Origin of the sequence: Exiguobacterium sp. s122, assembly GCF_018618475.1 — a bacterium.
Lineage (GTDB): Bacteria > Bacillota > Bacilli > Exiguobacteriales > Exiguobacteriaceae > Exiguobacterium > Exiguobacterium himgiriensis.
Genome location: NZ_JACSMD010000001.1, coordinates 1,865,464 through 1,877,987, shown reverse-complemented (window position 1 = coordinate 1,877,987; position 12,524 = coordinate 1,865,464). Strand labels below are relative to the sequence as shown.

At 53.7% G+C, this 12,524-nt stretch carries 16 protein-coding genes; 14 read left to right on the top strand and 2 right to left on the bottom strand.

The window, feature by feature from the left end; translation table 11 throughout:
• Positions 1-2 precede the first annotated feature (2 nt).
• The 3 genes from KNP92_RS09690 to mnhG are packed head-to-tail and all read left to right on the top strand — an operon-like array spanning position 3 to position 1,121.
• Complete coding sequence (locus KNP92_RS09690; protein WP_214839824.1) at positions 3-488, top strand: Na+/H+ antiporter subunit E; 486 nt, start codon at positions 3-5, stop codon at positions 486-488.
• Positions 485-784: a Na(+)/H(+) antiporter subunit F1 gene (locus KNP92_RS09685; protein WP_081825915.1), complete on the top strand. Its 300-nt coding sequence runs from the start codon at positions 485-487 to the stop codon at positions 782-784. Before KNP92_RS09690 ends, KNP92_RS09685 begins: the two co-directional genes overlap by 4 nt.
• Positions 762-1,121, top strand: coding sequence for a monovalent cation/H(+) antiporter subunit G (gene mnhG, locus KNP92_RS09680; protein WP_034809783.1), 360 nt, complete (start codon positions 762-764; stop codon positions 1,119-1,121). The genes KNP92_RS09685 and mnhG overlap by 23 nt, the downstream gene beginning before the upstream one ends.
• A gap of 38 nt (positions 1,122-1,159) precedes the next feature.
• Here the strand turns inward: mnhG and KNP92_RS09675 are convergent, their stop codons facing one another.
• Positions 1,160-2,473: a dihydrolipoyl dehydrogenase family protein gene (locus tag KNP92_RS09675; RefSeq protein ID WP_214839823.1), complete on the bottom strand. Its 1,314-nt coding sequence runs from the start codon at positions 2,471-2,473 to the stop codon at positions 1,160-1,162.
• A gap of 71 nt (positions 2,474-2,544) precedes the next feature.
• Between KNP92_RS09675 and uvrC the strand changes: the two genes are divergently transcribed.
• Complete coding sequence (uvrC, locus tag KNP92_RS09670) at positions 2,545-4,329, top strand: excinuclease ABC subunit UvrC (RefSeq protein WP_214839822.1); 1,785 nt, start codon at positions 2,545-2,547, stop codon at positions 4,327-4,329.
• The gene (locus tag KNP92_RS09665; protein WP_214839821.1) at positions 4,326-5,108 is read left to right on the top strand and encodes an aminoglycoside adenylyltransferase domain-containing protein; all 783 of its coding nucleotides are present in this window, start codon (positions 4,326-4,328) and stop codon (positions 5,106-5,108) included. Before uvrC ends, KNP92_RS09665 begins: the two co-directional genes overlap by 4 nt.
• Before the next feature lie 42 nt (positions 5,109-5,150).
• On the opposite strand, the gene KNP92_RS09660 is transcribed toward KNP92_RS09665, so the two are convergent.
• On the bottom strand, positions 5,151-5,543 hold the full coding sequence (locus KNP92_RS09660) for a YslB family protein (RefSeq protein ID WP_251136446.1): 393 nt from the start codon (positions 5,541-5,543) through the stop codon (positions 5,151-5,153).
• Positions 5,544-5,766: 223 nt separating this feature from the next.
• On the opposite strand from KNP92_RS09660, the gene KNP92_RS09655 reads away from it, so the two are divergent.
• The 9 genes from KNP92_RS09655 (at position 5,767) to KNP92_RS09615 (ending at position 12,503) form a co-directional block, all read left to right on the top strand.
• Entirely contained in the window at positions 5,767-6,384 is a 618-nt protein-coding gene (locus KNP92_RS09655) for a succinate dehydrogenase cytochrome b558 subunit (protein WP_214839817.1), read from the top strand.
• Between the two features lie 15 nt (positions 6,385-6,399).
• A complete protein-coding gene (gene sdhA / locus KNP92_RS09650; RefSeq protein ID WP_034809777.1) occupies positions 6,400-8,157 on the top strand; it encodes a succinate dehydrogenase flavoprotein subunit in 1,758 nt (585 codons plus the stop codon).
• An 8-nt stretch (positions 8,158-8,165) separates the two neighbouring features.
• Positions 8,166-8,954, top strand: a complete 789-nt coding sequence (gene sdhB / locus KNP92_RS09645; RefSeq protein WP_200871127.1) for a succinate dehydrogenase iron-sulfur subunit — start codon at positions 8,166-8,168, stop codon at positions 8,952-8,954.
• A 6-nt stretch (positions 8,955-8,960) separates the two neighbouring features.
• A complete protein-coding gene (locus tag KNP92_RS09640) occupies positions 8,961-9,401 on the top strand; it encodes an acyl-CoA thioesterase (RefSeq protein ID WP_214839815.1) in 441 nt (146 codons plus the stop codon).
• A 71-nt stretch (positions 9,402-9,472) separates the two neighbouring features.
• The gene (locus KNP92_RS09635; protein WP_021066838.1) at positions 9,473-9,736 is read left to right on the top strand and encodes a phosphocarrier protein HPr; all 264 of its coding nucleotides are present in this window, start codon (positions 9,473-9,475) and stop codon (positions 9,734-9,736) included.
• Positions 9,737-9,852: 116 nt separating this feature from the next.
• The gene (gene racE, locus KNP92_RS09630; RefSeq protein WP_214839812.1) at positions 9,853-10,656 is read left to right on the top strand and encodes a glutamate racemase; all 804 of its coding nucleotides are present in this window, start codon (positions 9,853-9,855) and stop codon (positions 10,654-10,656) included.
• Positions 10,649-11,398 (top strand): ribonuclease PH, encoded by a 750-nt coding sequence (gene rph, locus KNP92_RS09625; RefSeq protein WP_214839810.1) that lies wholly within the window; start codon positions 10,649-10,651, stop codon positions 11,396-11,398. The genes racE and rph overlap by 8 nt, the downstream gene beginning before the upstream one ends.
• Positions 11,395-11,985: an XTP/dITP diphosphatase gene (locus tag KNP92_RS09620; RefSeq protein WP_214839809.1), complete on the top strand. Its 591-nt coding sequence runs from the start codon at positions 11,395-11,397 to the stop codon at positions 11,983-11,985. Before rph ends, KNP92_RS09620 begins: the two co-directional genes overlap by 4 nt.
• Positions 11,986-11,990: 5 nt before the next feature.
• Positions 11,991-12,503, top strand: coding sequence for a metallophosphoesterase family protein (locus tag KNP92_RS09615; RefSeq protein ID WP_214839808.1), 513 nt, complete (start codon positions 11,991-11,993; stop codon positions 12,501-12,503).
• Positions 12,504-12,524 lie beyond the last annotated feature (21 nt).

The following is a 12,524-nucleotide window of genomic DNA, read 5'->3' as shown; positions in this document are numbered from 1 at the left end:
AGATGGCCTATCAAATATTGATTAACTTTTTCTTGGCGTTCATCTGGATGTTCCTCACGGGATCGTTCACGACGTATGGGTTCCTGATTGGATATATTATCGGGTTACTCGTCATCTTCATGATGCGCCGCTTTTTCCGCGAGTCGGGTACGAACTTTTACTTTACACGCGTGATCAAGCTGTTCAAGCTGCTCCTCATCTTTTCGCGGGAGCTCGTCATGGCGAACTTCGAAGTATTACGTCTCGTCCTCAGTCCGAAGCTCGCGATTCAACCGGGGATTTTCCGATACGAAACGTCGCTCAAATCAGGCTGGAAAATCAGCCTGTTGTCGATGCTCATCTCCTTGACGCCAGGGACGCTCGTCGTCCAAGTGTCGCAAGACAATAAGATTCTCTATATCCATGCGCTCCACATGCCGGATAAAGAGGCGCTCAAACGAGATATCTATGAAAACTTTGAATCTAGCATTAAGGAGGCGACGGAATGATGCACTGGTTAGACATTTTAATCTACATCTCACTCGCTATCCTTGTCATCGCGATGTTGTTCATGCTGTATCGGGTCGTGAAAGGGCCGACGACGCCGGATCGCGTCATTGCCCTCGACTCGATTGGGATCGCGCTCATCTCGGTCGTCGCGTTATTGTCGATTCTGCTCGACACGACGATGTTCTTCGAGGTTATCCTCTTGCTGAGTATCCTCGCTTTCATCGGGACGGTGGCGTTCTCGAAATACCTAGAGAGAGGAGCAATCATCCATCATGACCGCGACAATGATCTTTGATATTTTGACCGGCGTCTTCACGGTCATCGGGGTGTTCTTCACGGTCGTCGCGGCGATCGGCCTTCTCCGTCTGCCTGACATCTACTCGCGTACACACGCGGCGTCGAAGTCGGCGACGCTCGGGGTCATGTTCGTCCTCTTCGCGGCCGTGCTCCACGTCTGGGTCGATGAGCGCGTGTTCGATGCGCGTCTCTTGCTCGGCTTGTTCTTCGTCCTGTTGACGGCTCCAGTTGGTGGTCATTTGATCGCTCGCGCGGCGCACACGAAAGGCGTGCCGCTCTGGAAGGATTCGCTTCAAGACGCCTTGAAAGAAGACAAAGACAAAGGATTGGAATAACAAAAAGACTCGCTGCGGCGAGTCTTTTTTATATGGTCTCAAATCAAGTAACTCAAATCGGAGGCCGATGTCGGATAGGCGAACTGTAAGTGTTTCACGTGTTGATGGCTGATGTTGTTCTGTATAATGAGAGAGAACAAGTTGATCAGTTCCGGTGCATGTTGCCCAATCAAGTGGGCACCAAGCACGTGACCGTCATGACTGAGAAGCACGCGTGAGAACGCGGTCTCGTCATGAATCCGTTCATACGTCAAAAAGTGAGACAAGTCATTGTCCTTATATTCAAAGGCGATGCCATTCGCCTCCGCCTCTTCAATCGTCAAGCCGACTTTTGCGATCGGTGGGGACGTGAAGACGACCGTCGGTGCCGGCCGCTCCGGTAATGGGCGGGTGTTGCCACGAATCAGGTTGAGGGCGGCAATCCGTCCTTCTTGTCCGGCGAACGGGGTGAGTGCCGGGTTATCGCTCGCACTGACATCCCCTGCGGCATAGATGTTCGGGTTCGACGTCTGTAAATATGCGTTGACCCAAATCCCGGATTGGTCGGCTTTGACGCCGGCCGCCTCGAGGTTGAGCCGCTCGATGCTCGGGATGCGGCCCGAGGCGTTAAGGACGAGTCCGTGAAGGGTAGAGTCATCAGATAACGTCAACACGTCTCCATTAAGTTCGACCGGTTCGACCCCGGTTCGGACATCAATCCCGATACGCTCGGTCTCCTCGACGAGCCGCTTGACGACGTTCCGGTCGAACGCTTTTAAGGCTTGCGACCGGATGAGAAGCGTGACCTCACAGCCGAACCGGCGAAGGATATGGGCGAACTCGAAGGCGATATAGCCAGCCCCGACGATACTGAGGTGTGGTGGCAACGTTTCGAGGTCGAAGATGTCGTTGCTCGTCAGGGCTAGTTCTCCACCTGGAATTTCGAGTGGGCGAGGGATGAGGCCGGTTGCGATAATGAAGTGATGGGCCGAGATTTCATGTCCGTCGATGACGATCGAATCTTCGTCGATGAAATGCGGCTCGCCTTCGAACAAATCGATGCCATGCTCTTTCCAGTTGTGCGTCTTCGTCGTCGGAACCGCGAAACGATATTCATCGACGCGACGCTTGAACGTCACCCAATCGAGCGTGATGTCGCCGTTGACGCCGAGCGCTTTCATCTGGTCGACCCGTGCCATGAGCTCTGAACCTTCCGCGAGCATCTTTTTTGGGTCACAGCCACGTTGCGGGCACGTCCCGCCAAACGTCCAATTCTCGACGATGGCAATCTGTTTACCGGCGTCACGTAATAGGTTTGCCGCTTGGCTCGCGGCCGAGCCGCTACCAAGAATGATGACGTCATAACGTTTCATAATATTCCCTCCCTCGAAGACTTCACCATATTTTTCCCGTCCTCGAGGAAGCTAAACTGAGGTGACCGAACTTGAGTCAATCTGACCACATTAAACATAAATTGGCGCTCCTCCCAGACGAGCCTGGCTGTTACTTGCATAAGAACGAGTACGGCGAGGTCATCTATGTCGGGAAAGCGAAGAACTTGAAGAACCGGGTCCGTTCTTACTTCACGGGGGCGCACGACATCAAGACGATGCGTCTCGTGGCTGAGATTCGTGACTTTGAATACATCGTCACGGCGAGCGAGCTCGAAGCGCTCCTCCTCGAGATGACACTTATCAAAAAGCACGACCCGAAATACAACATCCGGTTGAAAGACGACAAGACGTATCCGTACATCAAAATCACGAACGAGCCGTATCCGCGTCTGTTGACGACACGGAAGCTGAAGAAGGACGGTGGGTATTACTTCGGACCGTATCCGAACGCCTACGCCGCGAACGAGACGAAGCGGCTCCTCGACAAGCTGTATCCGTTACGGAAGTGTCAGCCGATGCCACGCAAGCTCTGCCTGTATTACCATATCGGGCAATGCCTCGGACCGTGTGAGCTCGCCGTTGATACGGACGACCAAAAAGCGATCGTCCAAGAGATCCGTCGGTTCTTGAACGGGGAGACGGCCGAGACGCTCGCCAAGCTCGAGGTCGATATGGGTAAGGCGGCCGAAGAGATGCAGTTCGAACGGGCCGCCGAGCTCCGGGACCAAATCCGGGCCGTCGAATCGATTATGAACAAACAAAACATGATCACGGCCGACCCGACCGCACGCGACGTGTTCGGTTACACGCTCGACCGTGGCTGGATGTGTGTCCAAGTGTTCTATATGCGAGGCGGTAAGATGATTGAGCGCGACGTCTCGCTCTTCCCACTTCACGGGGAACCGTCCGAGGAACTTGAAAGTTTCATCGTTCAATTCTACGAACAGAACGTCGTGCCAAAAGAAGTGCTCGTCCCGGAGATCGTTCGCATCGATTTATTAAACGAGGCGATTGGAACGAAAGTGATGCAACCGAAACGAGGGGCAAAACGACAACTGCTCGCCTTGGCAACGAAAAACGCGGAAATCGCCTTGAACGAGAAGTTTGAACTGCTCGCGCGTGACGAGGAACGCACACTCCTCGCGATGCGCGAGCTCGGGGAGGCGATCGGCATCCCGCACCTATCGCGCGTCGACATCATCGACAACGCCAACATCCAAGGAAGCGACGCCGTCTCGGCGCTCGTCGTCTTCGAGGACGGGAAACCGCTTAAGAAAGAGTACCGGAAGTACAAGATTCGTACCGTGCAAGGGCCAGATGACTACGAGACGATGCGCGAAGTCGTGCGTCGTCGGTTCCGCCGGTTGTTGACTGAGGAGAAACGTTTGCCGGACTTGCTCTTGATTGACGGGGGCATCGGGCAATTGAACGCCGCTTTGGATGTGCTCCAAAACGAGTTCGGGCTCGATTTACCGGTCGGGTCGCTCAAAAAGGATGATCGGCACCGGACGAGCCAGCTATTGTTCGGTGAAGGCGGTGGCATCGTCGAGCTGAACTCGCGATCGAGCGCGTTCTATCTGTTGCAACGGATGCAAGACGAGGTCCACCGCTTCGCCATCACGTTCCACCGCAGTCTGCGGACGAAGAAGATGACGAAATCGATTCTCGACGATATCCCAGGCGTTGGGCCGAAACGGCGCCAACAACTGATTCGGCATTTCGGGTCGATGAAACAGATTCGTCTGGCGTCACTCGAACAGTTGAAAGAGGCAGGCTTGCCGGAGAAGTTGGCGGAAACCGTGATTCAATACGTACATGAGGAGACCGACGAATGAACCGAGATGCGTTCGCAGATTTTCCGGAAGAGACATCGTCGTTTATCGAACAATTCGTGTGTGAGCTTGCGGACGTGACCGACGCGATACAACATGGGTATGTGCACGGGTCCGTGACGATGGGGGGCTTTCATCCGAGACATAGTGACGTCGATTTATTGTTTGTATGCAATCGAGACTTAACGGGTGCGGAGCGGCTCGATTTGATGCGACTGTGTCTGACTAAATCGACGCAACCATATCCGCTCGAGTTGACCGTCCTGACGGAACGCGCGTTACGAGAATGGGTCCATCCGAGTCCGTTTGAGGTTCATTATAGTGAGCAGTGGCGCACTCGATTGGAGGAAGAAACAATCGAAGAATTGCTTGAGGAGCAAAGAGACATGACGGATCCAGATGTGGCCGCCCACCTCAAAGTCATCATGGAGCGTGGATGCGTCTTGTTCGGGAATCCGATGCGTGAGTTGTTGGTCGGGTTTGAAGAGGCGAACTACCTTGACGCGATTGAACAAGATGCGTTGGGTTGCCTAGGCTCGCTTGAGAACCAACCAGTCTACAGCGTGTTGAATCTCGTGCGGGTAATGGCATACAGGAAAGATGGTTGTCTGCTTGCGAAGCGAGACGCGTTTGATTGGGCGAGGCGACAATCGATTCGGTCCGACCTCTTACACGTCGTTCAAAAAGCGGCAGCAGCATACGAAGGTGAAGATATGGTGTTCTCAAGGTCCGAACTCATCGAGTTCAATATTTACGTTCATCAGCGTCTCTTCCCATATTAACCAATGAAAGAGCCGATGCGGCAAAATCGCATCGGCTCTTCGTCATTCGTACGAATCTTTTCGGTCTAATTGGACGGTGATGTGGACAGTTTGGCGTGCCGGCTCGGCGAATCCTTCCGCGACACATTGGAGACGCCCGGCGATTTGTTCGGCTAAAAAGCCCGCTTCGAGCTGATAGTAACCGGACGCTTTTTGCTGGGTCGAAGGAGGTGGGACGAGTTCGAACGAGAACTTACTTCCTTTTTCTTTCACAAGCGTCAATTGTCCCCATCCGGCTTCCTCGAAAAATGCGGCGAGCTCTTCATCCGGCATGGCCGGGAACTTGCGGGCGACTCGTTTACCTGCCCAATAGATGACTTGGCCATAGTCTTCGCCAAGCAAGTCTGTCAACACATAATCGCGTAACAATTCAATCGCGAAAGTGGGTTGGCTCATAGTTTCCATCTTATTCCATCACTCCAATCTCTCTATACCATTATAACGACGAATTGGGATTTGGTCACCGAGATTTTTCGAAAAGAATGTGCCATAAATCGGTCCCGTTGTCTTGTCATACAATTTTCACAAGAGTAGAATAGGAGTCAGAAAGCTATATTTAGATTTGAAAACGCTTTTATTTACAAAACGAGCCAAGCGCTCGGACAAAGGGGGAACTAGAATGGCTTCGAATCGTGACTATTTTAATCGTAAAGTCCATTCGCTACTTGGGGTCATTCCAATCGGCTTGTTTTTGATCGTCCACTTATCGGTCAACTACTATATCGTCGGTGGGGAGGAGTCTTACAACAGAGCTGCAGAATTCATGGAGGGGCTTCCGTACTTGTACTTCCTTGAAGTGATGATCATCGCCTTACCGATGATTTTCCACGGCGTGTACGGGGTTTATTACGCGTTTCTTGGATCGATTAACTCGAACCGATACTCATACGCTCGCAACTGGATGTATATTTTGCAACGCTTCACAGGCGTCTTCCTTGTCATCTTCATCGCGTGGCACGTTTGGGAAACGCGCTTGGCGAAGATGCGCGGCGTCGAGGTCAACGCGGAGATGATGCAAGGGATCGTCGACAACCCGCTCATGCTCATTTTCTACATAGTCGGGATTCTCTCGGCTACGTTCCACTTCGCGAACGGACTCTGGTCGTTTGCGATCACGTGGGGAATCACACAGTCACCACGCTCACAGCGTTTCATGAGCTACGTGTCAGGTGCCGTGTTCGTGGCACTATCTTTTGTCGGTCTTCGCTCAATCTTGACGTTCGCCGGCATCTTGTAATAGGGGGAATTTTACATGGCAAATCAAAGTTTGATCGTCATCGGTGGCGGTCTAGCTGGACTCATGGCGACAATCAAGTCGGCTGAGATGGGTGTTCCGGTTAAACTATTCTCGCTTGTACCGGTCAAGCGTTCACATTCAGTTTGTGCACAAGGCGGGATCAACGGAGCCGTCAACACGAAAGGGGAAGGGGATTCTCCTTGGCAACACTTTGATGATACGGTTTACGGAGGTGACTTCCTCGCCAACCAACCGCCTGTCCAAAAAATGGCAGAGGCGGCACCGAAAATCATCCACATGTTCGACCGGATGGGCGTTATGTTCAACCGAACGCCGGAAGGGCTTCTCGACTTCCGTCGCTTCGGCGGCACGCTCCACCACCGTACGGCGTATGCCGGCGCAACGACAGGCCAACAGCTCCTCTATGCACTCGACGAGCAGGTTCGTCGTTACGAGGCGCAAGGACTCGTCGAGAAGTATGAAGGCTGGGAGTTTCTCCGTGCCATCATCGATGAGGCAGGTGTCTGTCGCGGAGCGGTCTGTCAGGACCTTCGTTCGATGGAGATTAAAGCGTTCCCATCGGACGCGGTCATCCTTGCGACTGGTGGCCCAGGGGTCATCTTCGGAAAATCGACGAACTCGGTCATCAACACCGGTCAAGCGGCTGGGGCGGTCTATCGGCAAGGTGCCGTCTACGCGAACGGGGAGTTCATTCAGATCCACCCGACGGCGATTCCGGGGGACGATAAGCTTCGTCTCATGAGTGAGTCGGCGCGCGGGGAAGGCGGACGCGTCTGGACATACAAAGACGGGAAGCCTTGGTACTTCCTCGAAGAGAAATATCCGGCTTACGGAAACCTTGTGCCGCGTGACATCGCGACGCGTGAAATCTTCGACGTCTGTGTCAACCAAAAGCTCGGCGTCAACGGCGAGAACATGGTGTATCTCGACTTATCGCACAAAGACTCAAAAGAGCTTGATATTAAACTCGGCGGAATCCTTGAGATTTATGAGAAGTTCGTCGGGGACGACCCACGAAAAGTGCCGATGAAGATTTTCCCGGCTGTCCACTATTCGATGGGCGGACTATGGGTCGACTACGATCAGATGACGAACATCCCTGGGCTGTTTGCTGCGGGTGAGTGCGATTACTCGATGCACGGGGCGAACCGCCTCGGCGCGAACTCACTGCTCTCGGCTGTATACGGTGGGATGGAAGCCGGACCGGCTGCAGTTAATTACATGCGCGGTCTCGATCAAGCGACTGAAAGCGTACCGGAAGCCCTCTTCAACTTTAACGAGCGTGAAGAGATTGAACGCTTCAACAACATCCTCGCGATGGACGGTACGGAGAACGCGTATCAGATTCACCGTGAACTCGGTGAGCTTATGACAGACAACGTCACGGTCGTTCGTTATAACGACAAGCTGATTGCGACGGATCAAAAGATTCAAGAACTGCGCGCGCGTTTCAATAACATCTCTGCGACCGATACGGCACGCTGGAGTAACCAAGGGGCCTCGTTCATCCGACAGCTCGACCACATGCTCGACCTCGCGCGCGTCATCACGCTCGGCGCATTGAAGCGGGACGAGAGCCGTGGAGCCCATTACAAACCGGACTTCCCGGAACGTAATGACGAGCAGTTCATGAAGACGACGATGGCACGCTACGACAATGGGGAAGTCGATATCTCGTATGAAGAAATCGACGTTTCGTTAATCCCGCCACGTAAACGGGATTACTCGAAGAAAGGGGCGAAGACAAAATGACGACGCCAATGCAATCAGATCAAAAAGACATCCGCTTCATCATCGAACGCCAAGATGGACCGGATCAACCGACATATACGGAAGAATTCACAGTACCTTACCGTCCGAACATGAACGTTATCTCGGCGCTCATGGAGATTCGCCGAAACCCGGTGAACGCGGAAGGCCAAAAGACGACGCCAATCAACTGGGATATGAACTGTCTCGAGGAAGTATGTGGCGCTTGTTCGATGATTATCAACGGGAAGCCACGCCAGTCGTGTACGGCACTCGTCGATAAGCTCGAGCAACCGATCCGCTTGTCACCGATGAAGACGTTCCCGGTCGTCCGTGACCTTCAAGTCGACCGTCAGCGCATGTTTGACGCGTTGAAAAAAGTGAAGGCGTGGGTCCCGATCGATGGTACGTACGACCTCGGTCCAGGACCGCGTATGCCGGAGAACAAACGTCAATGGGCGTATGAGTTGTCAAAATGTATGACGTGCGGTGTCTGCCTCGAGGCTTGTCCGAACGTCAACGATAAGACGAACTTCATCGGCCCGGCTGCAATTTCACAAGTCCGTCTCTTCAACTCGCATCCGACAGGCGCCTTCCACGCGGAAGAACGTCTCGAGGCGCTCATGGAAGATGGCGGGATCATGCAGTGCGGAAACGCACAAAACTGTGTCGAGGTTTGTCCGAAAGGCATCCCGCTCACGACGTCAATCGCCGCAATGAACCGGCAAACGACGCTTCATTCGTTCAAGTCGTTCTTCGGTAGCGACAAAGGCCGTACTGGCTCTGCAGTCGAGGCGTAAGAGCGGATGACGAAATACTTCCGCGAAGCCGATTGGGAAACACGTGTCAGAGCAGGGGTCGCGCTAGACGTCAAAGTCCGATTCTCGGAGTGCGACCCGTACGGTCACATGAACAACACGATTCCGTTCATCTATTTTGAAGATGCGCGCATTGAGCTACTTGAAGCGACTGAATTTTCTTTGAAAGATGGGTTCGTCGTCGTCGCGGACGCCCAGTGCGACTACGTCCGCCAAGTGATGCCGCGCCAATCAATCAAGGTATATGCCAATGTCTTGACGGTCGGAAACACTTCATGTGATATTCATTACGGGGCATATGATGGAGAGCAGCTCATGTTCGCAGGGCGTACGAGCCTTGTGCACTTGTCGAAATCCGGTCGTCCGACCGAATGGACTCCAGAATATAAAAACCGCTTGCAGAATTTTTGCGAATCCGCTATCATTTGATAATGAGTTCACAAACAATTATTTTGCAGGTCCGCCTGTAGAATTGAAATTTGAAGGGAGACTATCACGTCATGGAAAAAACGTTCACAGTCGTTGCAGATTCAGGAATTCACGCTCGTCCAGCTACACAGTTGGTTAACACAGCTTCTAAGTTCCAATCAGATATCAACCTTGAGTACAACGGTAAAACGGTAAACCTCAAGTCAATCATGGGTGTACTTTCACTCGGAATCGCGAAAGATTCGACAATCAAAATCACTGCAGCTGGTGACGATGCAGAAGAAGCGGTTAACACGCTTTCTGACATGCTCACAAGCGAAGGTCTTGCTCAGTAATTTGAGCGACGGACGAGGCGGCCAATCGGCTACCTCGTCTTTTTTGTTTGTCACGAGACCGTTTCTTTTTCAGAATCGGCTTTTTTGGTAAGATAGATGGGAATGGAAGTGATCATATGAAACGAGCGATTGGAGTACTCGATTCAGGTGTTGGCGGCTTGACCGTAGTCAAAGAATTGATGCGCCAACTACCGAAAGAAGAAATCATCTACATCGGCGATACGGAACGGTGCCCATACGGCCCGCGTCCGCACGACGAGATTGAAGCCTATACATGGGAACTGATTGAGTTCTTACTCAGTAAGAATGTGAAAATGATCGTCATCGCCTGCAACACGGCGACGGCTGTCGTCTTGAAGGAGGCGCGCAAACGACTCCATATCCCGGTCATCGGGGTCATCGATCCGGGAGCCCGGGCTGCCGTCAAAGGCACACGAAATAAACATATCGGTGTGATCGGCACGAAGATGACGATTGAAAGCAACTCGTACGAGACGGCCCTCCGTCACGTGGCAGGCGAGGTTGACGTCTATTCACTCGCCTGTCCGCCGTTTGTCCCGCTCGTTGAAGCGGGCGAACTTGATGGGGAACGCGTCCGGACAATCGTTGAAGAGACGCTTCGCCCGCTCCAGCCGTCGGAGATGGACACACTCATTCTCGGTTGCACGCACTATCCGCTCCTCGCACCCGTCATCCAGGACGTCGTCGGACCGGACGTACACCTCATCTCGTCCGGTGATGAGACCGCGCTTGAAGTGGCGGCCATCCTCGATTTCCAAGAACTCGAGAACGACCTCGATACGGTCCCGACGCATCAGTTCTATGCGACGGGGGACGTCGACATGTTCAATCGGCTCGCGACCGAGTGGCTCGGTCTATCCGTCACGGCGGAGAAAGTAGAGGTGTCCCTCAATGCGTAACGAACGTAAATATGACGAACTGCGTGACGTGGAAATCGTCCCGCACGTGAATAAACACGCTGAAGGCTCGGTTCTCATTTCAATCGGGGATACGAAAGTCATCTGTACGGCGACGGTCGAGGAACGGGTCCCGAACTTCTTACGCGGTAAGAAGCAGGGCTGGATCAATGCGGAGTACTCGATGCTTCCACGGGCGACCGGCGACCGGACCGTCCGCGAAGTCGTGCGCGGCAAACAGTCTGGCCGGACGATGGAAATTCAGCGACTCATCGGCCGCAGCCTCCGTTCTGTCGTCGACTTGGAACGGCTTGGAGAACGGACGATTTGGATTGACTGTGACGTCATTCAGGCGGATGGCGGGACGCGGACCGCGTCGATCACGGGCGGATTTTGTGCGCTCGTCCTCGCAGTCGATGCGCTCATCCGCCAAGGCAAATTGACAGACACGCCGATCAAAGAAGGCGTCGCCGCCATCTCGGTTGGTCGGACCGATTCGCTCGTCCTCGACTTGGACTATGAAGAGGATGCGGCGGCTGAGGTCGATATGAACGTCGTCATGACGGCGAGCGGCCGTTTCGTCGAAGTGCAAGGTACCGGGGAAGAGGCGACGTTCACGCTACAAGAGATGAATGAGTTGCTTCTTCTCGCCCAAGGCGGGATTGCGCAACTGTTTAAAACGGCAGAAGCTGCCCTCGGCGCCTCATGGTGGTACGTCGGCGAACAGATGGAGGAAACGACATGAAGTTGATTATTGCGACACATAACGCAGGAAAAGTAAAAGAGTTGGAGGCGATGTTGACGCCGCTCGGTTTTGAAGTCGAGTCACTTTTGGACTATCCGGACGCACCAGAGACGGACGAGACCGGCACGACGTTTGAGGCGAACGCCGAGCTGAAGGCGACGGAAGCGGCCCACTACTTCGGACACGCGGTCCTCGCGGACGATTCAGGACTTGAAGTCGATGCGCTCGACGGGGCGCCAGGCATTTACTCGGCCCGTTTCGCTGGGCCAGAAAAATCAGACGAGGCGAACAACGCCTTGTTGTTGGAGAAGTTGAACGGGGCGACCGATCGCTCAGCCCGATTCGTCTGTGCGCTCTGTCTTGCAAAACCGTCTGGGGAGACGTTGACGGTACGTGGGACGCTCGAAGGAACGATTGGGTATGCGCCACACGGCGAGAACGGTTTCGGTTACGATCCGCTCTTCATCGTCCCGTCGCTCCATAAGACGGCGGCAGAACTCGAGCGGGACGAAAAAGCGGCGGTTAGTCACCGCGGTCAAGCGTTACGAAAGTTGGAGGCAGAAATCATTTCATTCATGGAAGGGTGAGCCGTATGCGTTTTCTCATAGTCAGTGACAGCCACGGATTGACAGAAGAACTATTGAACATCTTCCACCGGCACGAAGAAGAGATTGACGATGCGTTTCATTGCGGAGACTCGCAGCTCGCACTTGTTGACGAGCATCTGCTCCCGTATCGGACCGTGCGTGGGAATTGTGATTTCGGTGGTGACCTCCCACTCGAACGCGTCGAGACGACGCCGGCTGGGACGATTCTCATCGTACATGGTCATCATCACGATGTGAAGTATGACTTGAACCGGTTGCGTTACCGGGCCGAAGAGGTCGGGGCGAACGTCGTCTTGTTCGGTCACTCTCATGTCGCCGGTGCGTTGATTCAAGACGGGGTGTTGTACATCAACCCGGGTTCCATTCGGATGCCGCGTGGTCGCAGTGATAAGACGTATGCGCTCCTTGACCTTGAGAACGGAGAGGCCGCGGTCCGGTTCTATCGGTCTGAGGACGGCTCGGCTGTATCCGACCTTGACGTGAGCGGAAAGCTCTAACGGAATGAAAAGAAGGAATTG

What these genes read in the sequence shown, in the direction of transcription:
- KNP92_RS09690 (WP_214839824.1), top strand. Translation starts at nt 3, where the DNA reads ATGGCCTATCAAATATTGATTAACTTTTTCTTGGCGTTCATCTGGATG.
- KNP92_RS09685 (WP_081825915.1), top strand. Translation starts at nt 485, where the DNA reads ATGATGCACTGGTTAGACATTTTAATCTACATCTCACTCGCTATCCTT.
- mnhG (WP_034809783.1), top strand. Translation starts at nt 762, where the DNA reads ATGACCGCGACAATGATCTTTGATATTTTGACCGGCGTCTTCACGGTC.
- KNP92_RS09675 (WP_214839823.1), bottom strand. Translation starts at nt 2,473, where the DNA reads ATGAAACGTTATGACGTCATCATTCTTGGTAGCGGCTCGGCCGCGAGC.
- KNP92_RS09665 (WP_214839821.1), top strand. Translation starts at nt 4,326, where the DNA reads ATGAACCGAGATGCGTTCGCAGATTTTCCGGAAGAGACATCGTCGTTT.
- KNP92_RS09660 (WP_251136446.1), bottom strand. Translation starts at nt 5,543, where the DNA reads ATGAGCCAACCCACTTTCGCGATTGAATTGTTACGCGATTATGTGTTG.
- KNP92_RS09655 (WP_214839817.1), top strand. Translation starts at nt 5,767, where the DNA reads ATGGCTTCGAATCGTGACTATTTTAATCGTAAAGTCCATTCGCTACTT.
- sdhA (WP_034809777.1), top strand. Translation starts at nt 6,400, where the DNA reads ATGGCAAATCAAAGTTTGATCGTCATCGGTGGCGGTCTAGCTGGACTC.
- sdhB (WP_200871127.1), top strand. Translation starts at nt 8,166, where the DNA reads ATGCAATCAGATCAAAAAGACATCCGCTTCATCATCGAACGCCAAGAT.
- KNP92_RS09640 (WP_214839815.1), top strand. Translation starts at nt 8,961, where the DNA reads ATGACGAAATACTTCCGCGAAGCCGATTGGGAAACACGTGTCAGAGCA.
- KNP92_RS09635 (WP_021066838.1), top strand. Translation starts at nt 9,473, where the DNA reads ATGGAAAAAACGTTCACAGTCGTTGCAGATTCAGGAATTCACGCTCGT.
- racE (WP_214839812.1), top strand. Translation starts at nt 9,853, where the DNA reads ATGAAACGAGCGATTGGAGTACTCGATTCAGGTGTTGGCGGCTTGACC.
- rph (WP_214839810.1), top strand. Translation starts at nt 10,649, where the DNA reads ATGCGTAACGAACGTAAATATGACGAACTGCGTGACGTGGAAATCGTC.
- KNP92_RS09620 (WP_214839809.1), top strand. Translation starts at nt 11,395, where the DNA reads ATGAAGTTGATTATTGCGACACATAACGCAGGAAAAGTAAAAGAGTTG.
- KNP92_RS09615 (WP_214839808.1), top strand. Translation starts at nt 11,991, where the DNA reads ATGCGTTTTCTCATAGTCAGTGACAGCCACGGATTGACAGAAGAACTA.